At 43.6% G+C, this 24,729-nt stretch carries 20 protein-coding genes; 6 read left to right on the plus strand and 14 right to left on the minus strand.

The genetic code is table 11. From position 1 onward, the window contains the following. Window positions 1-128 precede the first annotated feature (128 nt). The 6 genes from DRZ93_RS08040 to DRZ93_RS08065 all read left to right on the plus strand — a co-directional run bounded on the left by DRZ93_RS08040 (window position 129) and on the right by DRZ93_RS08065 (window position 8,213). Window positions 129-2,012, plus strand: a complete 1,884-nt coding sequence (locus tag DRZ93_RS08040; RefSeq protein WP_172458134.1) for an acyltransferase family protein — start codon at window positions 129-131, stop codon at window positions 2,010-2,012. A 275-nt stretch (window positions 2,013-2,287) separates the two neighbouring features. Continuing rightward, window positions 2,288-3,841 (plus strand): 2-isopropylmalate synthase, encoded by a 1,554-nt coding sequence (leuA, locus tag DRZ93_RS08045; RefSeq protein ID WP_113744009.1) that lies wholly within the window; start codon window positions 2,288-2,290, stop codon window positions 3,839-3,841. A gap of 3 nt (window positions 3,842-3,844) precedes the next feature. Next, on the plus strand, window positions 3,845-4,942 hold the full coding sequence (gene leuB / locus DRZ93_RS08050) for a 3-isopropylmalate dehydrogenase (RefSeq protein ID WP_113744008.1): 1,098 nt from the start codon (window positions 3,845-3,847) through the stop codon (window positions 4,940-4,942). Window positions 4,943-4,959: 17 nt separating this feature from the next. After that, the gene (gene leuC / locus DRZ93_RS08055) at window positions 4,960-6,360 is read left to right on the plus strand and encodes a 3-isopropylmalate dehydratase large subunit (protein ID WP_113744007.1); all 1,401 of its coding nucleotides are present in this window, start codon (window positions 4,960-4,962) and stop codon (window positions 6,358-6,360) included. A gap of 1 nt (window position 6,361) precedes the next feature. Continuing rightward, window positions 6,362-6,976 carry a 3-isopropylmalate dehydratase small subunit gene (leuD, locus tag DRZ93_RS08060; protein WP_113744006.1) on the plus strand — a complete coding sequence of 205 codons (615 nt, stop codon included), beginning with the start codon at window positions 6,362-6,364 and terminating at the stop codon, window positions 6,974-6,976. A 205-nt stretch (window positions 6,977-7,181) separates the two neighbouring features. Beyond that, window positions 7,182-8,213 carry an aldose epimerase family protein gene (locus DRZ93_RS08065; RefSeq protein WP_113746280.1) on the plus strand — a complete coding sequence of 344 codons (1,032 nt, stop codon included), beginning with the start codon at window positions 7,182-7,184 and terminating at the stop codon, window positions 8,211-8,213. 551 nt (window positions 8,214-8,764) lie between these two features. Here the strand turns inward: DRZ93_RS08065 and DRZ93_RS08070 are convergent. The 14 genes from DRZ93_RS08070 to flhA all read right to left on the minus strand — a co-directional run bounded on the left by DRZ93_RS08070 (window position 8,765) and on the right by flhA (window position 24,629). Beyond that, window positions 8,765-9,484: a hypothetical protein gene (locus DRZ93_RS08070; protein ID WP_113746281.1), complete on the minus strand. Its 720-nt coding sequence runs from the start codon at window positions 9,482-9,484 to the stop codon at window positions 8,765-8,767. 33 nt (window positions 9,485-9,517) lie between these two features. Next, a complete protein-coding gene (locus DRZ93_RS08075) occupies window positions 9,518-10,006 on the minus strand; it encodes a chemotaxis protein CheW (protein ID WP_218564293.1) in 489 nt (162 codons plus the stop codon). 101 nt (window positions 10,007-10,107) lie between these two features. Then, the gene (locus tag DRZ93_RS08080) at window positions 10,108-11,247 is read right to left on the minus strand and encodes a chemotaxis protein CheW (protein WP_113744002.1); all 1,140 of its coding nucleotides are present in this window, start codon (window positions 11,245-11,247) and stop codon (window positions 10,108-10,110) included. A gap of 21 nt (window positions 11,248-11,268) precedes the next feature. After that, window positions 11,269-12,168, minus strand: a complete 900-nt coding sequence (locus DRZ93_RS08085) for a ParA family protein (RefSeq protein WP_113744001.1) — start codon at window positions 12,166-12,168, stop codon at window positions 11,269-11,271. Window positions 12,169-12,194: 26 nt separating this feature from the next. Next, window positions 12,195-13,382, minus strand: a complete 1,188-nt coding sequence (locus DRZ93_RS08090) for an OmpA family protein (RefSeq protein ID WP_113746282.1) — start codon at window positions 13,380-13,382, stop codon at window positions 12,195-12,197. Window positions 13,383-13,393: 11 nt separating this feature from the next. After that, window positions 13,394-14,137 (minus strand): flagellar motor protein, encoded by a 744-nt coding sequence (locus tag DRZ93_RS08095; protein ID WP_113746283.1) that lies wholly within the window; start codon window positions 14,135-14,137, stop codon window positions 13,394-13,396. A 14-nt stretch (window positions 14,138-14,151) separates the two neighbouring features. Continuing rightward, window positions 14,152-15,510: a protein-glutamate methylesterase/protein-glutamine glutaminase gene (locus DRZ93_RS08100; protein ID WP_113743999.1), complete on the minus strand. Its 1,359-nt coding sequence runs from the start codon at window positions 15,508-15,510 to the stop codon at window positions 14,152-14,154. A 28-nt stretch (window positions 15,511-15,538) separates the two neighbouring features. Then, window positions 15,539-17,626, minus strand: a complete 2,088-nt coding sequence (locus DRZ93_RS08105) for a chemotaxis protein CheA (RefSeq protein WP_113746284.1) — start codon at window positions 17,624-17,626, stop codon at window positions 15,539-15,541. A gap of 23 nt (window positions 17,627-17,649) precedes the next feature. Then, entirely contained in the window at window positions 17,650-18,411 is a 762-nt protein-coding gene (locus DRZ93_RS08110) for a protein phosphatase CheZ (protein ID WP_113743997.1), read from the minus strand. 14 nt (window positions 18,412-18,425) lie between these two features. Next, a complete protein-coding gene (gene cheY / locus DRZ93_RS08115) occupies window positions 18,426-18,821 on the minus strand; it encodes a chemotaxis response regulator CheY (protein ID WP_113743996.1) in 396 nt (131 codons plus the stop codon). A 170-nt stretch (window positions 18,822-18,991) separates the two neighbouring features. Further along, a complete protein-coding gene (locus DRZ93_RS08120) occupies window positions 18,992-19,729 on the minus strand; it encodes an RNA polymerase sigma factor FliA (RefSeq protein ID WP_113746285.1) in 738 nt (245 codons plus the stop codon). Window positions 19,730-19,806: 77 nt separating this feature from the next. Continuing rightward, on the minus strand, window positions 19,807-20,715 hold the full coding sequence (locus tag DRZ93_RS08125) for a MinD/ParA family ATP-binding protein (protein WP_113743994.1): 909 nt from the start codon (window positions 20,713-20,715) through the stop codon (window positions 19,807-19,809). A 21-nt stretch (window positions 20,716-20,736) separates the two neighbouring features. After that, entirely contained in the window at window positions 20,737-22,320 is a 1,584-nt protein-coding gene (gene flhF / locus DRZ93_RS08130; RefSeq protein ID WP_113743993.1) for a flagellar biosynthesis GTPase FlhF, read from the minus strand. A 236-nt stretch (window positions 22,321-22,556) separates the two neighbouring features. Then, complete coding sequence (flhA, locus tag DRZ93_RS08135; RefSeq protein ID WP_113746735.1) at window positions 22,557-24,629, minus strand: flagellar biosynthesis protein FlhA; 2,073 nt, start codon at window positions 24,627-24,629, stop codon at window positions 22,557-22,559. Between the last annotated feature and the right edge of the window lie 100 nt (window positions 24,630-24,729).

Below are 24,729 nucleotides of genomic sequence, written 5' to 3' on the forward strand. Positions count from 1 at the left end.
TCCTTCATTTAGAACCACCAAGATTCTTATAAGTTAGCAATAGCTAACATCATAATATTTTTTTGTTGCCTATGCAATAGTTTTAAAGCTAATATATGCACACTTAAAACAAATTATGGATAATGCCTATGAAAAAATTAAGAGACGACATTACAGGCCTTAGAGCTATTGCTGTTATTTCTGTAACTCTTTTTCATATATGTCAAAGTCTTTTGCCAGACTTTAAATACATACAGGGCGGTTTTGTAGGCGTTGATATTTTCTTTGTAATATCAGGCTATCTTATGACCAGGATTATTATCTCAGGTCTTGATAAAAACTCTTTTTCCCTTTATGCCTTCTATACAAACCGCGCCAAAAGAATTGCTCCGGCCCTTTTAGTCACCATTATTTTAACGCTTTTAGTAGGCTATTTTATTTTAGGGACAGGCGATCTTAAACGTCTTGGCTATCAGGCTTTATATGCCCTGCTTTTTGTTTCCAATATCTTTTTTGCCTCAAATACAGATTATTTTGCCAATGCCGCTTTAAATCAGCCTTTACTGCACACCTGGTCTCTATCCGTTGAGTGGCAGTTTTATATTTTCTATCCTTTTGTGCTTATGCTCTGTCATAAGCATGTTAAAAAGGAGCATATAAAGCATATTATTTTATTTTTATGTATAGCTCTTGCCATCTTTGGTATTGTCTATACCCATATCAATGCCAAGGCATCATATTTCATGCTCTACTCACGTGCCTATGAAATGCTCTTTGGCGCTGTGGCCTTTTTCTATCCAATAAAGATAAAATCCATATCTCCACGTCTTATGGAGATTGCAGGTCTTATCCTTCTTGCCCTGTCTTTGTTCTTTGTCAATGAAGACAGCGGCTGGCCTACCATCTACTCACTGCTGCCATGTATCGGTACCTATATCTGTATTGCTGCCAATACAGATAAAACAGTGCTTGGCAATATAGTGCTGCAAAAGCTAGGTCTTTACTCCTACTCAATCTATCTTATTCACTGGCCTGTTATTGTCTTTGTCACACAGCTGGGCTTTGATGCCTTTGTGCTAAGTGTACTTGTTATTATCATGCTGCTCTCCTATGCTCTTTACCGCTCAGTTGAGACAAGGCGCAGCTATGGCTACAAGACTACAGCTATATATGCCATCTTTGGTGCCGCAGCCTTTGCCCTGACCATAAATGGCGGTGCCTGGCGCTTTAATCAGACTATTCCATCAGGCTCACTTTATGGCGGTAAAACCATTGATCATACAGGTGATGAACTTGACCTTTACGGCCGCTCTGACAGACAGCCTGACTTTATTCTCACAGGCGACAGCTTTGCCAGACACTATACACGCAATATGCTGGATAAAGGCGTTAATATCATAACTGTCTTTAAAGATGGCTGCTATTCCTATAAAAACTATGTAACACGCCGTCCTGAGGGTGTGGTGGATGAAAAATGTGCCATACGCTATGAAAATATGCTAAAAACAGCACGCAAATATGCAGATCTGCCTATTGTCATAGGTCAGGACTGGGAGAGATATCAAAGAACTCTGGTGACACGTGATACACATGAATATGCAGGAGTTGAAAACTTCTACAAAGCTATCTTTGCCGATCTTAAAGCTTTGATTGAGGCCCTGCCTGAGCGTGAGATCTATGTTATTTTAAATCCGGCTCAGCCTATTTTTGATATAGGCTCAACCTGTATGTTCATACAAAGAATGGACAATGCACTGTCCTCTCTACTTAAAAACACTCTGACATGCTCACGCACCCGTCATCTGAAAACGCCTTTGATAAATGCCCATTTAAAGGCCGAGATAGGCAAATATAAAAATGTGCATGTCATTGATCCTAATGAGGCCATATGTGACAGTGAGGGTAACTGTCAGATCCTTACTAATGACTATATACCAGTGTTCCAGGATGGTCTGCACTACTCAATTACAGGCTCGGCTCCTGTAGTTGATCTTATCTTAAAGACTGTGCTCAAGGATAAATGGCAGCACTGATACAAGGATGCAGGATTTAATATCCTGCATTTTTTTTGTCTGCACAAAAAACACCACATACTGCTCTATAAAGATACAAAGAGCCATTTTTCTGCAACATACAGGTGCATATTTTTGCAAAAACCTTAATAATTGCAAAAATATCTTATTTAAAATCAACAACTTCGCTTTTTAAATTTTTATTTTTTGCAATTGAAAATTGTTTTTTTAAAAGGCCGCTTTTAATATATTTTTACCAACACAAAATACATATATAAGACATTAAAGGGGTATATATGAGCGGCAATGACAAAAATCGAGTGATTATTTTTGATACAACTCTGCGCGATGGTGAGCAGGCTCTACAGGCCTCACTTTCTGCCCGTCAGAAACTGCAGATTGCCCTGATGCTTGAGAATCTGGGTGTGGATGTAATCGAGGCAGGCTTTCCTGTTTCATCCCCTGGAGATATGGCCTCGGTGCGCGAGATTGGTCTTGCCCTGAAACATGCCATACCCTGCGGTCTGTCACGTGCCGTGGATAAGGATATTGATGCTGTCTATGAGGCATTAAAGGATAGCCATCACTACAGAATTCATACCTTTATTGCAACATCTGCCATACATGTGCAAGATAAGCTTAAAAAAGATTTTTCAGACGTGGTACAGATGGCTGTACGCGCTGTAAAAAGAGCTCGCAATTACACAGATGATGTTGAGTTTTCCTGTGAAGATGCCGGCCGTACCCCTATTGATCATCTCTGCCGCATGGTTGAGGCTGCCATTGATGCAGGTGCCGGCACGGTAAATATTCCAGATACCGTAGGCTACACACTGCCTCAGGAGTTTGGCGGCATTATAAAAACCTTGTTTGACAGAGTACCTAATATTGACAAGGCTGTCATCTCTGTACACTGCCATAACGATCTGGGTATGGCCACAGCCAATTCACTTACAGCACTTGAATATGGCGCAAGACAGATTGAATGTACTGTAAACGGTCTTGGTGAGAGAGCCGGCAACTGCTCGCTTGAGGAGGTGGCCATGGCTATAAAGACACGCTCTAAATACTTTGAGGGGCTGTATACCAATATTGTAGCTACCAATATAGCAAGAGCAAGTCAGGTGGTATCTGGCATCTGCAATGAGCCAGTACCATCACACAAGGCCATTGTCGGATCAAATGCCTTCTCCCACAGCTCAGGCATACATCAGGATGGTGTACTTAAAAACCGTGAAACCTATGAAATTATCACCCCTGAGTCTGTAGGCTTTAAAGACAATAATATGCATATGACAGCAAGATCGGGGCGCCATATGATTAAAGCCTGTTTAAAGAATTTAGGCTATCAGGATGATACCTATGATTTGGACAGCATCTATCAGAGATTTTTAAAGCTTGCAGATAAAAAGGGTCAGGTCTTTGACTATGATCTTGAGGCCCTGCTCTTTTTCTCTGAGGATGATGACGAGGCTCAGTTTGGCCTGTTAGGTCTTAATGTGGTGGCAGGAGATAAAAATATCATACCAACAGCCTCAGTCAAACTGCGCGTAGGCAAACGCACGCGCATTGATGCCGGAACAGGCAACGGCCCTATTGATGCAGTGTACAACTGTATTACCCGTTTAACCAGAATTGATGCCTCTTTAACCTCATTTAATATAAATGCCAAGGGCGAGGGTATGAATGCCCAGGGTCAGGTTGATGTTGATGTGCTCTATGAGGGCAGACAGTATCATGGCAAAGGTCTGTCAACAGACGTCATAGAGGCTGCGGCTTTGGCTCTGATTAATGCCTACAACAGTGTCTACAGAGCCAAAATCATACATACAAAAGAGAATAAGGAGTAAAACATGTCCAGAAATTACGATATTGCAGTGCTCAGTGGTGATGGAATAGGCCCTGAGGTTATGGCACAGGCTCTTTTGGTGCTTGAGAGCGTTGCAAAGAAATTTGACTTTAATTTAAATTTCACTCATATGTTGGTAGGCGGAGCTGCCATAGATGCAACAGGCAAAGCCCTGCCAGATGAAACAGTGCAGGTTTGTAAAAACTCAAGGGCTGTACTCTTTGGCTCTGTAGGCGGTCCTAAATGGGATACACTGCCACCTGATGAAAGACCAGAGCGCGCAGCACTGCTACCTTTGCGTAAAATCTTTAATCTTTACTGTAATTTCAGACCGTCACGTATCTACGCAGGACTCAATCATCTCTCCCCTTTAAGAGAAGACATATCAAAAAAGGGCTTTGATCTTCTTTGTGTCAGAGAGCTTACAGGCGGTATCTATTTTGGCAAACCTAAAGGGCGTGAAGGTACAGGTCCTTATGAAAATGCCTTTGATACTGAAATCTATCACCGCTATGAAATTGAGCGTATTGCCCGTATTGCCTTTGAGGCTGCAAGAATACGCCGATCCAAGGTTACATCTGTAGACAAGGCCAATGTACTGCAAAGCTCAGTGCTCTGGCGTGAGGTGGTGACTGAGGTTGGCAGAGAGTACAAGGATGTAACACTTGAGCATATCTATGTTGATAATGCCACCATGCAGCTCATACGCGATCCTGAGCAGTTTGATGTGCTTTTGTGCTCTAATATCTTTGGTGATATTCTCTCTGATGAATGTGCCATGATTACAGGATCTATGGGTATGCTGCCCTCTGCAAGCCTTGGGGATGGTGGCTTTGGTCTGTATGAGCCTGCAGGTGGCTCTGCTCCAGATATTGCAGGTAAGAATATTGCCAATCCTATAGCTCAGATCCTCTCTGCTGCCTTAATGCTGCGCTACTCGCTCAAAGAGGAGGAGGCAGCAAAATGCATTGAAAAGGCTGTACAGGATGTACTTTGTGCAGGCTTTAAGACTGCAGATCTTGTCGCTGCGCATGAAGATGGCACAGTGCTTGGCACTAAAGAGATGGGACAGAAAATAATTGAGTTTATTGATAAGGTATAGAGTGCAAGGTAGATAAAATGGCAAAGACTTTATATGAAAAAGTATTTGATGCCCATGTGGTATTTCACAATAAAGGCGAACTGCCTACCCTTTTTGTCGACAGACATCTTATACATGAGGTGACATCCCCTCAGGCCTTTTCAGGTCTTGATCTTGCAGGTCGCAAAGTAAGACGCCCCGATCTTACTCTTGCCACCATGGATCATGATGTTTCAACCAAGACGCAGAGCCTTGATGCCTGCTCGGCTATGGCAAGGGCGCAGATTGAAACCTTAATTGACAATACCAAAAAGCATGATGTCACTTTATTTGCCTTGGGCGATGACAATCAGGGTATTGTCCATATCATAGGTCCGCAGGTGGGCTTTACATTGCCAGGCACCACCCTTGTGTGTGGCGATTCGCACACAGCAACTCATGGTGCCTTTGGAGCCCTGGCCTTTGGTATAGGCACTTCAGAGGTTGAGCATGTGCTGGCTACACAGACTATAAAGCAGGGGCGATTAAAGACCATGCTTATAAAGTGTAATGGCTCGTTGCAAAAAGGCGTGTATGCCAAGGATCTTATTCTTTATATCATAGGCAGATTAACAACAGCAGGCGGCACCGGCTATTGTGTTGAATTTGCAGGTCAGGCCATTGACGAGATGTCAATGGAGGGGCGTATGACCCTATCCAACATGGCCATAGAATTTGGCGCCAAGGCCGGCATGATTGCCCCGGATAAGACTACCTTTGAGTATTTAAAAAACCGTATGTATGCGCCAAAAGGTGAGGAGTTTGACAAAGCCTGTGCTGCCTGGTCGCAGCTTAAATCCGATGAAGATGCTGTTTTTGACAAAGTTGTAGAGATAGATGCCTCAATAATTGAGCCACAGGTAACCTATGGTACCAATCCAGGTCAGGTATGTGCCATAACCCAGAATGTGCCCTATGAGAGCGATTTTAGCGATGATGTGGTTAAAAAATCGCTGCTTGATGCCCTTAGCTACATTGATTTAAAACAGGGACAGAGTTTAACTGAGGCCAAAGTTGATCTTGTCTTTATAGGCTCATGCACCAATGGCCGTATTGAGGATTTCAGAGAGGCCGCCAGGGTTTTAAAGGGCCGCAAAATTGCTCCGCATGTTACAGCACTGGCTGTACCTGGCTCAATGTGGGTTAAAAAGCAGGCTGAGTCTGAAGGACTTGATGTCATCTTTAAAGATGCAGGATTTGAGTGGCGCCTGCCAGGCTGCTCTATGTGTCTTGCCATGAATGATGACAAGGCTCCTGAGGGCTCACGAGTGGCCTCAACTTCAAACCGTAATTTTGTAGGCCGTCAGGGTAAGGGCGCAAGAACCCATCTTATGAGTCCTGCCACTGCAGCCGCCTGTGCCATAAAAGGTTACATAGCTGATGTAAGAGAGTATCTGTAATATGGAAAAGTTTGTAGAGCATGAAGGCGTGGCTGTAGCCATAGATGCGGCCAATATTGATACAGATCAGATTATACCAAAGCAGTTTTTACTTGCTGTAAGCCGCAGAGGCTTTGGTGTGCATCTGTTTCATGATCTGCGCTATCTTGATGATAAAGAGCAGATCTTAAATGAAGATTTCAATCTTAATAAAAAGGAATTTGCAGGAGCCAGCATACTGGTGGCACGAGATAATTTTGGCAACGGCTCCTCTCGTGAGCATGCGCCATGGGCTTTGATGGACTATGGCTTTAGAGCCATCATTGCTCCATCCTTTGCCGATATCTTTAATAACAATGCTCTTGGCAACGGCCTTTTGACCGTGGTTTTAAAAGAGCATGAAGTTGATACTATTTTCAAGTGCATAGATAAAAATCCAGGCCTTAAAATTAAGATTAATCTTGAGACCTGCAAGGTTTATATTGAAGATTATATCTTTGATTTTTCTCTTGACCCTTTCAGACGCCACTGTCTGCTGCAGGGGCTTGATGCCATCTCACTGACTTTACAGAATGAAGATAAGATTAAGGACTTTGAGAGCAAATGTGTGCCATCCTATATAGCTCTTGATAAGTAAAAGACAAGATCCAAAATAAGGCCTCATATTGTCACAATATGGGGCCTTTTAAAAAAACCTGCCTTATTAATCCAAGCAGCTACAGAAGACTTTTTACAATTAGATTAAAAAGATCTACTTTTAGATAGCAAATTTGTGGCTATTTTAAGTATGTGACATCTAAAAGAGTATAATCAAGCTGTACACACATAATAAGGATCTAGCCATGCAAGATATCTACTCTCAAAATCCACGACTTTTTAGAATTAAAAATGCCTCTGGCATGAGTGTTACCGTTATGGACTGGGGTGCCACTTTAATTTCCATTAAGGTGCCAATGACCGACGGCTCCATGCGAGAGACCCTGCTTGGTCTTAAAAATGCCAGCGACTGGAAAGATCAGACCTGCTATTTCAATGCCACCATTGGCCGATATGCCAATCGCATTGCCAATTCAAACTTTACCTTAGGATTTAAAAACTACACTCTTGCAAGCCATGACAGACATACACTGCACGGAGGTATAGATGGCTTTGATAAAAGACGCTTTGAGGTCATTGATATAAAGGACAATGCCATAACCCTGACCTTGCACTCAGCAGATGGCGATCAGGGCTTTCCTGGCAATTATGATCTTATTGTCTGCTACAGCCTTAACGATGACAATACACTAAGAGTTGACTATAAAGGTATGTGTGATGCTCCATGCCCATCATGTATTACCAATCATGCCTACTTCAATTTAAATGGCTATAACTCAAGTATTTTAAATCATACCCTGTATTTAAACTCACATGCCTTCCTTGAACTTGATGATAGCGCCATTCCAACCGGCAAGGTTCTTTACACCAAGGATCACAGTGCTTTTGATTTTTCAAAGGAGAAAAAGATCGGTCTTGATTTTATGAATCATGCCCAGATGATCTCAGCCCGCGGCTATGATCACCCATATCTTAGAGATGGTGAGCCTTGCGAGGCCTTTGCCCGTGCCACTTCTGATGATGGCAAACTTACCATGGAAGTCTTTAGTGATTATCCGGCCTTTCAGTTCTATACAGGTAACTATATACACGCCGGCAACGATATCATTGCCCGTGATGACAATCAGGTTTATGCCAATCAGTCTGGTTTCTGCCTTGAGCCTGAGTACTATCCTGACAGCGTACACCTGCCAGATTTTGCTTCTGTCAACCCTATTGTCGATCAGCACAATCCACTTGAAAAGTTTATTGCCTATCGCTTTAGCGCCAGATCATAAATTCAATTTAAATACACCGCAAAAAGGTCGCCTTCCGCGGCCTTTTTAATGTTCCTGCATCAGATAGATGAATATTATTTTTATACATGAGCTTTAAAAAGTTACTGATAATTAGTATATACGTTACTCTTCTTCTAAAAATCATATGATATGCATAACATAAATTTTTACATTAAAAACAATTTTAAACGCATAAAACTTTGCAAGTGAAAAGAATATAAGGCTCTACAAAAATATGCATATTAGTCTGTGATCTAGTCCATAGCTTTAACATTTATATACAAAAACTACTGTACTGATTAGAAAAATGCGCTATAATGGAGTCCTATACATTTGTATTATCCTTATTTGTTGATTAATGTTAAGATTTCTTAACATTTTTAGGGTCATATGGCTGATCTATATGACCCTTTTTTTCTATCCTAAACTCCACAAAAGCTTTACATTTGTAATGTATACATAAAAACTACAGACAAAAAGTAGCACAAATTATCTTTTTTAATGGTATTTTTAGAACTAAGAAAAAGGCCACTTATTAATGGCCTTTATTATTATCTGTTCTTCGAGATAAGACTTTTTGATGAGCCCATGCCATAGGCATTGCGCGCTTTGCGTCCTGCCACCTTGTGGGCCGATGGCAGTGGCTGTGTAAAGCTCATATCTTCCTGCACCTGAATCTGTACTGGCTCTGCTGCAGCCTCCTTGACCTGCTCTTTTGCAGCAGTGGCTGCTGCGGCGGCAGTGGCGGCAGCGGCGGCTGCAGCGGCGGCTGCAGCCTCTTTCTTTTCTTTGAGCATTTCTTTTTTGGTAACAGCAAAGAGCATTTCAAGCTCGGTTGGATTTAAATTGGTACGCCTGGCTACCTCTTCTTGTGTCATCCCCTTTCTGATAAGAGCTGTAGCCTGTTTTATGGCCTGACTCTCAGGGGTGTTCTGCACAATAAGCTTCTGCTGTTCTTCCTGCTTGTTATCAAGACGTGAGAGTTTTTTCTTTAAAGCCTCATAGGAATCAATAATATCATCCTGGTTTTTAGCCAGATATGAAACTGTTTTCTGAGTATTGGATAACTTGCTGTTGAGATTGGAGAGCTCAGCTGTAAGCTGATCTATGGTGGCGTTTTGAATGGTAATCTTGGAGTTTAAATCCTCAATGGTACTTTCAAGCGCAGATGTCCGTCTTGCACTCAAGACGAAGGATACCAGAATCAGGAGCAGTAAAAATACTCCTCCTGATGCTAAAGATATAAGTAGAAGATCAACAAATGATAACATTCAACTATTTCTTACTCTGATCTGTTATAGATGTTAGAGATTGGCTACTTCATGCCACTCTTCATCGGTAAGCAGTTTGTTGAGATCAATAAGGATAAGCAGATCTTCATTGCGATTGCACACACCACGGATAAACTTGGCGCTCTCCTCAGTACCAACATTTGGAGTATCGTCAATATCAGCAGTGTTAAGGTCTACTACCTCTGCTACAGAATCAACTAAAATGCCGATTACCTGCTTTTCAGACTCTATGATCATAATACGAGTATTATCGGAAACCTCGGCAGCAGGCAGACCAAAACGCATTCTTGTGTCAATAACAGTAACAACGTTACCACGAAGATTGATAATACCAAGAACATAAGATGGTGCACCAGGTACAGGAGCGATGTCACTGTAACGCAGCACTTCACGTACCTGCATTACATTTACACCGTAGATTTCCTTGTCAAGCTGGAATGTTACCCAGCGCAGTAATTCACCCTGCTTCTCTCCATTGAGTACAATTGGTCCAGATGTCATCTCTTTTTCTTCTGCCATTTTTAATATTCCTCAGCGTATGTAAAGCTTTATAAGCCTATTGTACAATAATTATATATAGTTTCGCTAAATATAGCTAAAAATCAAGATATATCTCCAAATTTCTCCTTGAGCTTGCCAAAGTCCATGCCCTTTTCAAACAGAGAAATAAGAGCTTCAACATGTAAAAGAGCGCACATCTGATCCTTTACAATGCCTGCAAGCCATGGGCGGGAACCTGCGTTGACACGCCACTTGACCTGTGAGCGCTTTAAGGTTCTGTTTCCCTCAAGCACATCGCAACCCAAAGCCCAGTTGGATCTTGATAGAGATATTAAATAAGGATATCTGTCTGGGCTCTCGCCGATCTCGGGCTTTACCCATAACAGTGTATCTACAATATTAATCTTGTCACCGCGGCAATCAGTCATACCCATGTACCATGCAGGTTTGCCAAATATCTGAGTTATCTTGCCACATTCAATTATATTGCCAAGATCGATAAGCGGTACAGCAAATCTGACACCCTGTACTGTAAAGAATAGAGTCTGAAATTCCTCTTCAGTGTGTATATTCTCCCAGTTGTCAGGATCGTATTTGCTCTTGGCAGCCTCCTGTGTCTGAGTCTGTGTCTCCTGCACAGTATCGGTATTGTGTGCTACAGACAGTGAAGCCTCCCACTGAGCGGCCTCAAGTGCCTCCTGCTCAAGAGCTACAGCCTTATTAGTTGCCACCTGTGCTGCTGTTTCAACCTTTGGTGCAACCTCAGTATCACTCTTGACTTCCTGTACAGTCTCAACTGCACTTTCCTCTACAGTCTCAACTACAGTTTCACTCTTTTGGGCTGTGTCTGTGTCAGTCTTGGTATCTGCAACTGTCTGTGTTGGAACCTGTGTCTGTACAGCTACCTCAACTACTGGCTCACTGACCTGGGTTTTAGTGTCTTGTGCGACAATAACATCAGCCTTGTGCTCATCAACACTCTCAAGTAAAGTCTGCAGTGATTTTGGAGCTGACAGAGTTATAGTCTGTGTCTGATAGGCAGGTGCGCTCTGTACCTCTTCTTGCAGCTGCATCTGCATGACAGGCTCCTGAGCGGCTGTCTCCTGCACAGCAGGCTGCTCTGCATCTGCGTGCTCCTTGGCACTTTGCTCATAATTATCTTCATCTTCAGGATCAGTGAGCATCTGCCTGAAATAGGCAAGGAGGGTTTCTTCTTCTTTTATCTGATGCTTTAATGACATTATGCTAATTCCAAATTCCTATTAGTGCACCATGTCAGAAACTGACTTTCTTATAACGTCCTCTTCATCCTTACGTCTTTGCTCATCATCAAAATCATCATCTGTAAGAACAGAGGCCAATGATGGTGAAACCTTGCCAGGATGTACGCTAAGCTCATGGCCTACAAGATAGCAGAACAGCTCACGATAGGCTTTTGCTCCTCTTGTATTTTCATCCATGATAGGCAGAGGAATACGCTGTGATGAGGACTCACGGAACATGGTGTCAATAGGAATACAGCTCTCCCACACCTTCTGTCCGTAATGCTGACGCATATATTCAATAGAACGGTTGGAAGCCTTGGTTCTCTTATCAAACATAGTAGGCAGAATAATGTAGTCAAAAGCTGCTGAGTCATCTGCACTGTTCATAATAGAGAAGGTTCTAACCATACCCTGCAGTCCCTTTAAAGCCAGAAATTCTGTCTGAGTAGGAACCAAAATAAGTGTGGAGGATACCAGGGCATTGACCATAAGGGCACCTAGTACCGGTGGGCAGTCGATTAAGACCACATCATACAGGTCATCAACAAGTGCCAGTGCTTTGGAGAGAATACGGCCCACACCTGATCTGCCTGAGAGCTGGCGATCAATAGTCGCCAGCGTCATAGATGAGGTTATGATATCAAGTCCTGAATAGCGTGTATGGGTTATGCATTTGACAACAGCATCACGGCTTAAAGTCTCTGCAGCGTACAAATCAAAAAGATTATGCTCAACCTTTTCATCCTCAAAACCAAGGTATGAGGTCAATGAGGCATGCGGATCTGTATCTATGATCAGAACACGCAGATGCTCCTTCTGCAACCATCCTGCAAGTGAGGCTACAGTTGTGGTTTTGCCTACGCCACCTTTCTGACTTGCTACCGCCCAAACTAACACTAAATATTCTCCTGATACACTACAGTCTACTGTCCAAAGTTAAGTTCAATTACGCCCTTGTCATTGCGGTTCATCTCAAGAGAACCTGATACAGCATTTACTGCCTCAGGGGTTGGACGCAGCTGCTCTGAGTCACCCTGTATTACATCAAGCTTGCGACCTGATACAGCATAACGTGAAATGGCAATGACCACACGATTGTTCTGTGCTCTACCTGCTCTTGTTGAGTTTGAGTAGAATGGTGAATACTGACCATAGCCTTCAAGGGCAAGACGGGTTGGATCGATTCCGTTCTTGGACAGCTCATTGAGCACAGACAAGGCTCTTCCTGCTGACAGATCCCAGTTGTTGGCAAAGGTACCAGTATCCTCAAATACGTTGTCTGTATAACCGCGTACTCTTACGTAATTGTTGATGGAGCTTAAAGCTTTACCTATCTCTTCAAGTACAGGACGTGATGAGCTTAATATAGAGGCAGATCCCTGGGCAAAGAGCAGGCCTGAGCTCATATTAATGGTAAGCCAACGGCCATCATCCTCAAGAATAATATCATTCTTGGCTGCACTGTCGGCAATAGCGTCAGATATTGACTCCTTGATGGCATCAAATGGATAACCGTAAACGCCCTCACCAAGAGTTTCTGCATCAGTAGGACCGGTACCGCCGTCATCAAGGTAATCAGGATCCTCACCCTTTGAGGTACCTGCAATACCCTGTGCATTGTTTGGTTGCTCCTGAGTATTGAAATCTTTGATCTCACGACCTGAGGTTGGATCGGTTACCTCTGATACTACTAGATTACCCTCAGTAGAGGTCTCGCTAGAGGTATTCATATCCTCGCTGTCACTTGAGGACTGATCAACTTGAGTCTGAGTTTCTGTGGCAATGGTGGTTACACCAAAGTCTAGCACACCGCCACCACCCTGCACAGGAGCGTTTACAGCCTGCTCTGAGGTCTGTGTAGCTTCCATAGCTGAGGTAGAGGCGTTCTGAGCAATAGGACCTGGCAGAGCGATTACGCCAGGTGTTGATGAGATTAAACCAGTTTCATTGAATGACTGTATCAGGCCCTGAACCATAGACTGAGCCTCTGACTGCTTACTCATAGCAAATGAATAAAGCACAACGAATACAGCAAAGAGCAAGGTTAGGAAGTCGGCATAAGACACCATCCAACGCTCATGGTTCTCATGTCCTTCAGGCTGCTTTTTCATTTAAATTCACCCTATTCTGGACTCTGACCTGTGTAGCATGAAATACGACGCTTGAGCATCATGGTGTTTTCACCGGCACAAATTGATACCAGGCCTTCTAAAGTCATGTACTTGTAAAGGGCAATTTCAGTATTGATTGTCTTGATACGGTTGGCAGCTGGCAGACAAACAATGTTGGCAAGCACCAGACCATAAATAGTAGCAACGAAGGCCACAGCGATTGATGGACCTAAGAGGTCAGGACGGTCAAGCAGTGACATGGCGTGAATCAGACCTAGCACCGCACCGATAATACCCATTGTTGGTGAGTAACCGCCTAATGACTCATAGTATTTTGCATTAGGAGCAAGCTTCTCCTGCTCAACCTGAATGGCAGACTCTAAAAGTTTGCCAAGTGAATCCTTGTCCACACCATCAACTATCATCTGAATTCCACTTCTTGTAAAATCGTCGTTGGCTGAACCGATTGAGTTTTCAAGAGAGAGCAGACCCTGCTGTCTTGCAGTGGTAGCCATACCGGCTAAAAGCTCTGCCTGGGAAATCATGTTCATGCGAGGAGGAGAGATTAACCAGCCAAAGTGCTTTAAAGCTGAACCAACCTCTGCTAATGAGAACTGCACTAAACAGGCGCAGAAGGACGAACCTACTACAACCAGGAATGCTGGAAGGTTGATAAGGGCTCCTGGGTGGGTGCCTTCAATTATCATGGTTAGAATAATACAGCCTACAGCTGCAAATACGCCTATTAAGTTCATATAGAATTACCTTATCAGTGACCCATTTCTTCAACAATATTTGGAGCTATTTTCTCCAATGCCATAACGTGATCAGCAATACCGGCATTGACAATGGCCTGTGGCATGCCATAGACGACGCAAGTATCTTCGTTTTGTGCCCAGACTACAGATCCGGCGCGCTTTAGTAAGCGGGAGCCTTCACAGCCGTCAGAACCCATTCCTGTTAAAATCATAGCTAGTACGCGTCCTGAATAAATAGACGCTAGTGAGGCAAAAGACACGTCCACACATGGGTGGTAGACTACACGCGAGTCACCTTTTAGAATTCTTATTTTGGTCTTGGACATGCCGCGCTCAAAAATCATCTGCATCCCACCAGGAGCAATATAGCAGACATTTGGCTCAAGAATGTCTCCGTCCTTGGCCTCTACTACCTTGTAGTTAGAGATATTATCAAGTCTCTGGGCAAAAGTGGTAGTAAATGAACCTGGCATATGCTGCACAATTACAATAGGTACATTGAGCAATGGCAGCTTTGGAATAACACTCTGCAGTGCAATAGGACCGCCGGTTGAAGAGCCGATGGCAATAATGTCATGACGTTTGCCCGACTTTTTAAACACTGTGTCCTTGCACTTGTGGTTACCAAAAGTGAACTGCATAGCTGTGGCAGGACGGCCAGGATTTGAACCTGACAGCTGGCTTTGAATTTTTTCATAAGCCATTTCTGTTGATCCGCGTTCAGCTGCTGTTGCACCCATGGCTACAGCACGTGTGGCAGGTGCAGAGGCACCGGCAAGCGGAGCTCTTGGTGTTGTAATAGAAGGACGGGCAGCAGTTGCAGACAGTCCACCTGACAGTGATGATGCAGATCTTGCTGTAGTGCCTAAGGTGCCTGCGGTACGGGCAGCAGTAGCTGTCTGTCCAAGTGTTGATGTTCTTACAGGTGCGGCAGCTACACTTGCAACAGGACGCACACCAAGACGTGACACACGTGATTTAGCTACAGCCTTGATTTTGGCTCTTAACTCCTGCAGTGCTGTATCACGCTTGTGGGCAATATCATCAAAATTCTTTGGCATAAAATCCACAGCACCGGCTTCAAGAGCCTTGAATGTGGAATTTGCGCCTTCAAATGTCAAAGAGGAGAACATTAAAATAGGAGTTGGACTCTTACTCATGATCTCTTTGACAGCAGTGATGCCATCCATGACAGGCATTTCGACGTCCATGGTCACGACATCAGGACGAAGGGAAATGGTTTTCTCCACACCCTCTTTACCATCCTTGGCCTCGCCAATGACCTCAAGAGAGCTGTCGGCAGAAATAATCTCTGTCAGACGCTTTCTAAAGAATGAAGAGTCATCGACTATCAACACACGAACAGACATTTTGTCTCCTTAATTAAAATATTCTTTATTAGTACCTGTTATGATTCTTATGTGCATAGGCTCTGATAAGTCCCGGTATATCAAGAATAAGTGCTATGCCACCTTCTGATGTTACGGTGGCACCTGCCATTCCCGGTGTATGACGCAGAGCGCTGTCAAGAGGCTTGATAACTACCTCTTCCTGACCTAAGAGATCATCTACAACAAAGCCAACCAGCTGAATGGCTGAAGCCTGTACGAGCACAATATGGGCCTTGCCCTTTAGATAATCTCTGTGCGGTACATTGTCAAACCACTCCTTGAGGAAAAATAGTGGAACGGCCTTGTCACGGATAACAATGGTATTTTGTCCGTCAACATTGCGCATGGAATCAAGCGGCAGATAGAAAATCTCTGACACTGATGTCAATGGCAGTGCATAGGTACGCTGTGAAATTGAAACCATAAGTGTAGGTAAAATAGCAAGTGTCAGCGGTACCTTGATCTCAATGGTTGAGCCCTTGCCATACTCTGAGAGTACTCGTACTGAACCGTTGAGCTTGGCAATGTTGGTCTTTACCACATCCATGCCTACGCCACGACCTGAAATATCAGTTACCACAGTGTTGGTGGAGAAGCCTGGAGCAAAGATCAGATTTAAAGCTTCCTGATCTGATAATCTCTTGGCGGCCTCTTCATCTATAACGCCTTTTTTAACAGCAACCTGACGTAACTTATCAGGATCCATACCCTGACCGTCATCGGTGATGCGTAGCATAATATGATCACCCTGCTGAGCAGCAGAGAGTACAATAGAACCAAGCTCAGGCTTGCCCTTTGCCAGACGTTCCTCTGGCAATTCAACACCATGGTCACAGCAGTTACGTACCATGTGCACCATAGGATCTGCAAGAGCATCTACCAGATTCTTGTCAAGCTCTGTATCCTCACCTTCCATTCTAAGCTCAATCTTTTTATTGAGCTTACGAGCCAGATCTCGAACCACGCGAGGGAAACGGCCAAATACCTTCTTGATTGGCTGCATGCGGGTTTTCATTACAGCGCCCTGCAGATCACCTGTTACTACATCAAGGTTGGCAATAACCTTGGTCATTTCCTGATCAGTATCTGTACGATGTGAATCAAGTGAAATCAGTCTGTTTCTTACAAGCACAAGCTCACCGACCATGTTCATGATCTCATCTAGAACCTTGGTATCTACACGCACAGTGCTCTCGGCAAGAGACTCGGCTGCAACTGCAGCTGCTGATTTCTTCTCAGGTGCCTTGGCAGGCTGTGCCTGAGCTGCAGGTGCAGGTGTTGGAGCTTTAGCTACAGGAGCTGTGGCAGGTGTGGCTGTCTTAACCGCAGCTGCAGGCTCTGCCTTAGGAGCAGGAGCTGCTTCCTGCGGTGCAGGTGCTGCCTTAGCTTTGTACTGCTCTTCAGTTGCAACAGATAATTTTTTACCCTTGTCTGAACCTACAGACGAGAGCATAGCATCAAAATCAGCATCGGTAGCATCACTGCTGCCTTCCTCTTCCATGCCAGGAGCATGGCCTTTACCGTGAAGCTGATCTAAAAGAGCCTCAAATTCATCTTCTGTAATATCATCAATTGAATCAGATGCAGTAATGTCGCCTTCATGGCTCCTTGAGTCCTCAGGTTCAGGTACTGGCTCAGGTTTTGGCTCTGGCTCAGGTTTTGGCTCTGGCTCAGGGGCAGGTGCAGGAGCTGCAGCAGCGGCGCTGTCTCCAATTTCCTTACCCTCGGCAAGATTATGCAGTCTTTCAATGAGTTCCTGTGGAGCTGGAGTTAGAGGCTCTCTATTTTGTACCTGGGAGAATAATGTTGTAATCTCATCATATGACTGCAACACGGCATCCATAAGAACAGGAGACATTTTGATATGGCCGTTGCGCAGCATATCAAATACGTTCTCAGCAGCATGACAGATTTCTACAAGCTCGGTGAGCTCGAGGAAGCCTGCACCGCCTTTTACTGTATGAAAGCCTCTGAAAATGGCATTTAGAAGGTCTTTGTCATCTGGAGTTTTTTCAATCTCAACAAGCTGTTCATTTAGCTTTTCAATAATTTCGCCAGCTTCTACTAAGAAATCCTGTAAAATTTCCTCATCCATATCGCTCTACCTTACTACATTACCTAAAATCCTAGGCTTGCTAACAAATCATCAACTTCGTCTTGAGATGAGGCAACAGCCTCTGTTTTCTTATCACTGTGAAGAGCAGGACCCTGAGCATCAATTGTCTGTTTGGTCTCTTCCTTGGTAGCAGGATTTTTGCCAACAGCCTTAAGGAAGTAAACAAGCTTGTCTTCAACTTCGCCTACAAGTCCAATTACCTTCTGTAACATCTGACCTGTAAGATCCTGATAATCCTGAGCCATCAGAATTTCAGTAAGCTGTTTAGTAAGAAGTGATGCATCCTCTTTGGTTTCAGAGAGAAGCTCATCCACCTCATGACAGAGTTTAACGAACTCAAATCTGTCAATATGACCATGCATAAGTCTTGTCCAGACAGGCATTAATTTTTCAATGGCCTGACTCAGTTTGTTGGCAAGTGGAGTACATAAATCAATGGCATCTAATGTTCTGGTTGCAGCTTTATCCGTCATCTCAATGATATAGAGCAATCTCTCAGAAGCATCTGGGAATTCAACACCGGCAATAACATTAATTCTCGGGTCTTCAACAAAATTTCTAATAGCATTGTGCAGACCGCGTGTCAGACTACCTACCTCATTGAACACTTCTTCTACACGGCCAGATTTATCTATTCTTTTGGCCAGTGCTACAAATTGATCTTCTGCTTCATCCTGCATTCCTGCTTCAAGCAGCATAACCAGATCGCGTGCTTCATCTAAGGAAATTAATGGTGAACCAATTTGCCATTCATTATCGCTCATAAGCCAAACCTCGTCTAAGCCTGAGGGCCGTCTATACGCTCAAAAATCTTATCCAGTTTCTCTTTTAATGTTGCAGCTGTAAAAGGCTTTACGATATATCCGTTTACACCGGCCTTAGCTGCCTCAATAATCTGCTCGCGCTTTGCTTCAGCTGTAACCATAAGCACAGGCAGACCTTTTAATTTTGGATTAGCACGAATTGCCTTTAAAAGGTCGATGCCCTGCATTATAGGCATGTTCCAGTCAGTTACAACAAACTGGTAATCTCCAGATTCAAGCATTGGCAGTGCGGTGGCACCGTCATCAGCCTCATGTGTATTGTTATAACCAAGATCGCGCAGTAAGTTTTTAATAATGCGTCTCATTGTAGAGAAGTCATCTACAATTAAAATCTTGATGTTCTTATTCAAGATTATCTCCTTAGAGCTCTATGCACAGCTCCCTTCTACGGCACTGTCAAAACATCAACAATACAGTACATAATTTAAAGTAAAAGTTACTTTAATAGTACTAATGTATCACTAATATTAGTTTTATGATCAAACCTATATTACATATTTTAAAAAAAAATAGGACAAATTTATGTATTCCACTCTTTTAGGGCAGAACGCAAACGCGCCATCGACTGAGACATTATCTGACAGCAACGTGACTCGCTTATCTCCATAACTTTGCCTATTTCTCTTAAGTTTAATTCCTCATCATAATACAGTGAGAGAATCTGCTGCTCCCTTTCTGGGAGATCAGCTATCGCTCGGGCTAGAGCCTTTTTAAATTCAACCGAAGCCAGAGCAGAAAAAATCTTATCTTCCTTTGCTCCTTCAGTGGTAGTGATTACATCCTCACTAACACCAAGATCCTCGATACCTACAATCTGCGAATTGGCAGAATCAGTAAGCATCTGATGATATTTATCAATACTTACATCTAATTCAGCGGCAATTTCAGTATCTTTAGGCTGACGGCCCAGTCTGTTGGACAGTACAGTAATTGCCTGTGTAATCTGTCTTGAATTGTGGTGTACTGATCGTGGCGTCCAGTCAGCATGACGGATCTCATCAATCATAGAACCACGAATTCTTATGGTTGCATATGTTTCAAAGGCGGCACCATGACCTGCTTCATAATTGCTAAGTGCATCCATCAGACCCAACATACCTGCCTGTATCAGATCATCAAGTTCCACTGATGCAGGAAGCCTGGTCTTCAGATGCAGAGCAATTCTTTTAACTAAAGGTGCATATTGCTCTATCTGCTTGTGTCTATCAGATTTTTGTTGTCTCTGATAGATTCTCGCACCAGTATTACAGCTTGCCATCAACCGCTTATAATCTTAATTTATTTATACATCTGTTTATACATTCTTTATTTTAGCATATGTATCAAAATTTTGCTTTAATTATCAGCAGTAACAGATGGATCATTTAAAATCTCTGATTTTTCCTTAGTAGTTTCAGGATCTTCCTGTATTACAAGTCGGTCACCTTTAATGATCAGATGCTCCACAAAGAACTCAAGATGACCACCTGCAATCTCAGGCAACGGCCATGACAGTGCTCTGGTGGCAAGTGCCTTGTAAGCACGTGCGGCAGGAGACTGAGGGAATACATCAACCACTGCTGCTCTTTGCTTGATAGCCTTGCGCACACTTAAATCTGATGGGATACATGATACAAGCTCTAAAGTTACATCGAGGAACTTATCAGCTACAGCTACAAGCTTCTGGAACATAACTTTACCCTCTTCAAGAGAGTGAACCTGATTGGCAATAATCTTGAACTTGTTAACCTCATAATCGTTGGCCAGCACCTTCATCTGAGCATAGGCGTCAGCAACAGAGGTAGGCTCGTTGCATACCACCATGAGCACATCCTGTGAGGCACGGCAGAATGAGAGCACCATATCTGAAATTCCGGCAGCAGTATCAACGATCAGAAAATCAATTGGCTCCTCAAGCGAGGAAAATGCACGTATAAGACCGGCATGCTCATCGACAGTAAGCTCAGCCATGCGTCTTAATCCTGAGGCCGCAGGTACAATACGCAGGCCATCTGGACCATCTTTAATGATATCCTTTAATTCGCACTGTCCATCTAATACGTGAACCAGATTCTTATCTACTCTAAGGCCAAGCATAACATCGATGTTTGCCAGGCCCAGATCAGCGTCAAAGAGCATTACATGCTTACCCATCTGACATAGAGATACGGCAAGATTTAAAGAAACTGAGGATTTACCTACGCCTCCCTTGCCTCCGGTAACTGTAATTACTTTAACCTGACGGTTTCTGTTATCTTTGTGCATTTAATATCCTTAAGTACAATCTTACTGCCTGAAAATCTGTTTTGCCACATCATCTTCAACGTATGATAAAGCCTTAATCGCCATGAGGTGTGATTTTGGAACAAAGAGATCCTCAGGAACTCTCTGTCCATCAGTCGCATAGGTCAAAGGCAGTTTCTGTTTAATAGAGAGCGATATCGCATCTCCAAGACTCTGCGACTCATCCACCTTGGTCAATATCAGTCCACTGATACCTATTGGCGAAAAATGATTATAAGCCTGTGTCAATACTCGTCTGTGAGCAGTTGCCGGCAACACCAGATAGTGCTTTAGCTTTAAACTGGACTGCATCTTCAGCTGAGCAATTTGCGTGCCAAAACGTTCATCTTTAAGTCCAACACCTGCTGTATCAACAAGCACCAGAGATTTATCTCTTAAAGTGTATAAAATCTCAGGTAATTCATTTAATGACTTAACAGCAAAAGCGGCGCAGCCCATAATACGGCCATAGGTCTTAACCTGCTCAAAGGCGCCAATACGATAATGATCTGCTGTCACAATAGCAAGTCTGTCTGGCCCATAGCGCATCACAAATCGGGCTGCGATTTTTGCAAGTGTAGTGGTTTTCCCCACACCTGCAGGGCCTATCAGGGACACAACTCCACCCTGCTTTACTATTTCATCATTACCGACAATAATCTTTTTCTCTAAAATATCTGAAAGCTCGCGCCAGGCAAAATTGAATGAGGCGTCCACACTGACCTTAGATACAAGCTCTGATGACAGATCCTGATCAAAGCCTGCAGAGACCAGCAGTCTCTCAATCATAGCACGTACCGGCTCCTGACGGTTTCTGCTCTCTTGCATCAAACCTGCAAGCTCAAACTGCAGAAGCTTTCTGATAACCTGAACTTCCTCAGCTACAGCCTGAATATTGGTGTCGTCAATCTGAGGGTTCTTGTCTCTGTAGGTATCAATGCCACTTTCATTTTCATGCTGCTCTTTTTCAAGCTTGGTACGTGACTTTTTAAACAGAGAATCAAATTCTGAATTTTCAGACAAAGAAGGAGGAGGCTCCTGAAATGGAGATCCTGCAACTGTTTTTTGACTTGCGGCCCCATCTGCTGTTTTTTTGGCGTCATTTTGCTGACGCTCAAGTATTTCTACAAGAGAATTGGCAAATTTGTCTGTTCTATCGTTTTTAACATTAGGTGCATTGCGTACAGAATCTAAAAATGCATCAAGTGAATTATCCTCTTCACTTACATCCTGCTGTCTTGCATTCTTTAAACTCTCAAGTGAGGCATTGATGTCGTCCAAGGCACGTGTAGCACCTGCACTAGATATAGAGACGCTGTCATCAGCCAGAACCTTTCTGCTTTCTCGTCTGGCTTTGGCCATTTTAAGGATCTGCTCAAGACTTTCTCTGTCCTTGAGCATATCATTTCTCTGTACCTGCTTTACCTTCTGAGTCAGGCTGTCATTGATAGTTGATACACCTGCAACAATCTCTACACCATCATCAATACGTTTGTTAGACATGATGACTGCATCAGGGCCCAGCTCATCTTTAATCTTAACAAGGGCCTCGCGCATATCCTTGGCAACAAAGCGTTTTAATTTCATACAACCTCTTTTTATGCACTTAATTGATGATGCAACAGTAGACTTATACAGACCTTAGCATCTTTAACAAAGAGTAAAAAAACATGCTTCCATATTTATAATATTATATTTTTATTTAAAAAACATTAATTTAAATCTAAAAATATGGCAAAGGCCTGTCAATCCGTCAATTATACATTATTTTGAGCGCGCTTGATAATACGACTTTCCAACTTTAAATTATTATCAACTGCGCTCTACTGGCTAATCTGACCCTGATTCTGATTATTACCGATAACCGATACAATCTTAATCTGTTTGTCATCAGGAATTTCCTGATAGGACAGCACTCTAAGACCAGGTATAGTATTTTTAACAAAGCGCGAGAGAGTCTGACGCAATATACCAGATGTCAGCAGAATGGCAGGCTCACCAGCAAGCTCCTGATTCTCTGTAGCCTCGGCAAGTGAGTGCTGCATTCTATCTGCAAGTCCTGGCTCTATACCCACACCCTCGGCTCCGCCGGTCTCAAGTGACTTGTGCAGTACACGCTCAAGATCAGGAGCCAGAGTAATAACAGGAATAACCATCTCGCCACCTGCAATATCCTGAATGATAAGACGGCGCAGACCAATACGGCAGGCCGCTGTAAGCACTTCAGGATCCTGACTCTTAGGACCGTATTCAACCAGGGTTTCAAGTATGGTACGCATATCGCGTACAGGTACACCCTCGTTGAGCAGATTCTGCATAATCTTGGTTAAAAGACCAAGGCTTACCACACCTGGAATCAGACCGTTTACAAGCTTAGGCTGACTCTTGGCCACAATATCGAGAATATTCTGTACCTCTTCCTGACCTAAAAGTGAGGCACAGTTGTTGGCCAGCACCTGTGATAGGTGGGTTGCAATAACTGTAGAGCAATCAACTACTGTATAGCCAAGGCCCAGCGCTCTGTCATTGTCCTGTTTTGCAATCCATACAGCCTCAAGACCAAAGGCTGGATCCTGTGTCTTGATACCTGCAATATCACCAAATACCTGCCCTGGATTGATGGCCATATCTCTGTCAGGCTGAATCTCAGCCTCACCAAAGGTAACACCCATAAGGGTAATACGATAATAGTTAGGACCTAAATCAAGATTGTCACGAATATGTACAGGTGGAATCAAAAAGCCCAAATCCTGAGAGAGCTTCTTACGCACACCTTTAACACGGGATAGAAGCTCGCCGCTCTGACCCTTGTCAACCATAGGAATAAGTCTGTAGCCCACCTCAAGGCCGATGACGTCAACCTCAGAAACATCATCCCATGAGAGCTCCTTTAGATCTGGACTTGGCTCTGTAGGCACAATCTCGGCAGTAGACTCTGATTCCTTGGCTTTTTCCTGACGGCGTTTTATAAACAGACCTATAAGACCGCAGACTGCGGATAAAGTTAAAAAGGCAAAGGTTGGCATGCCTGGCACTATACCCATGACAAAGAGTACAAAAGATACAATGTACAGTGTCTTAGGCTCGGCTGAAAGCTCGGCTACAACCTGCTGACCCATTTCCTTTTCAGTACCGGTCTGACGAGTTACGATAATAGCTGCAGCTACTGATAAGAGCAGAGCAGGAATCTGAGCTACAAGACCGTCACCGATGGATAGGATGGTATAAATTCTTGCTGACTCTGAAACAGGCAGACCATGCTGCACGCTGCCTATGATGATGCCACCGATGATATTAATAAAGAGAATTAAAATACCGGCAATGGCGTCGCCCTTTACGAACTTTGAAGCACCGTCCATGGAGCCGTAGAAGTCAGCCTCACGAGTTACCTCGGCACGGCGGGCCTTGGCCTGCTCCTGATTGATTAAACCTGCATTAAGATCTGCGTCGATAGCCATCTGTTTGCCAGGCATAGCATCGAGAGTAAATCTTGCAGACACTTCAGAAATACGGCCGGCACCTTTGGTTACTACCACGAAGTTGATAATAACGAGAATGGAGAAGACTATGATACCTACAGTGTAGCTGCCTCCCATTACCACATGACCAAAGGATTCAATAACTTTACCTGCAGCTGCTGTACCATCCTGACCGTGCAACAGAATCACACGGGTTGAGGCAACGTTCAGAGCCAGACGTAAAATGGTGGTTAAAAGAATAACTGATGGAAAAGAGCCAAAATCAAGAGGCTTTTTAGCATAGATAGACACTAAAAGCACAACCATTGACAGTGCAATGTTAAAGGAGAAAAGCATATCAAGCAGTGTCGGTGGCATAGGCAGAGTAACCATCGACAGACAGGCTAAAACTAAAACCGGTGTACCCAGTTTTAACATGCGGGCCCTTCTGTAGGCGGTGGAGCCAATAGCCAGTCCTTTGGCAACCTTAGGGTTTGACTGAGCTTTGCCATAGAGATCCGCAACAGCCTGCGGAACC

The sequence above is a fragment of the Anaerobiospirillum thomasii genome (assembly GCF_900445255.1).
Taxonomy (GTDB): Bacteria; Pseudomonadota; Gammaproteobacteria; order Enterobacterales; family Succinivibrionaceae; genus Anaerobiospirillum_A; species Anaerobiospirillum_A thomasii.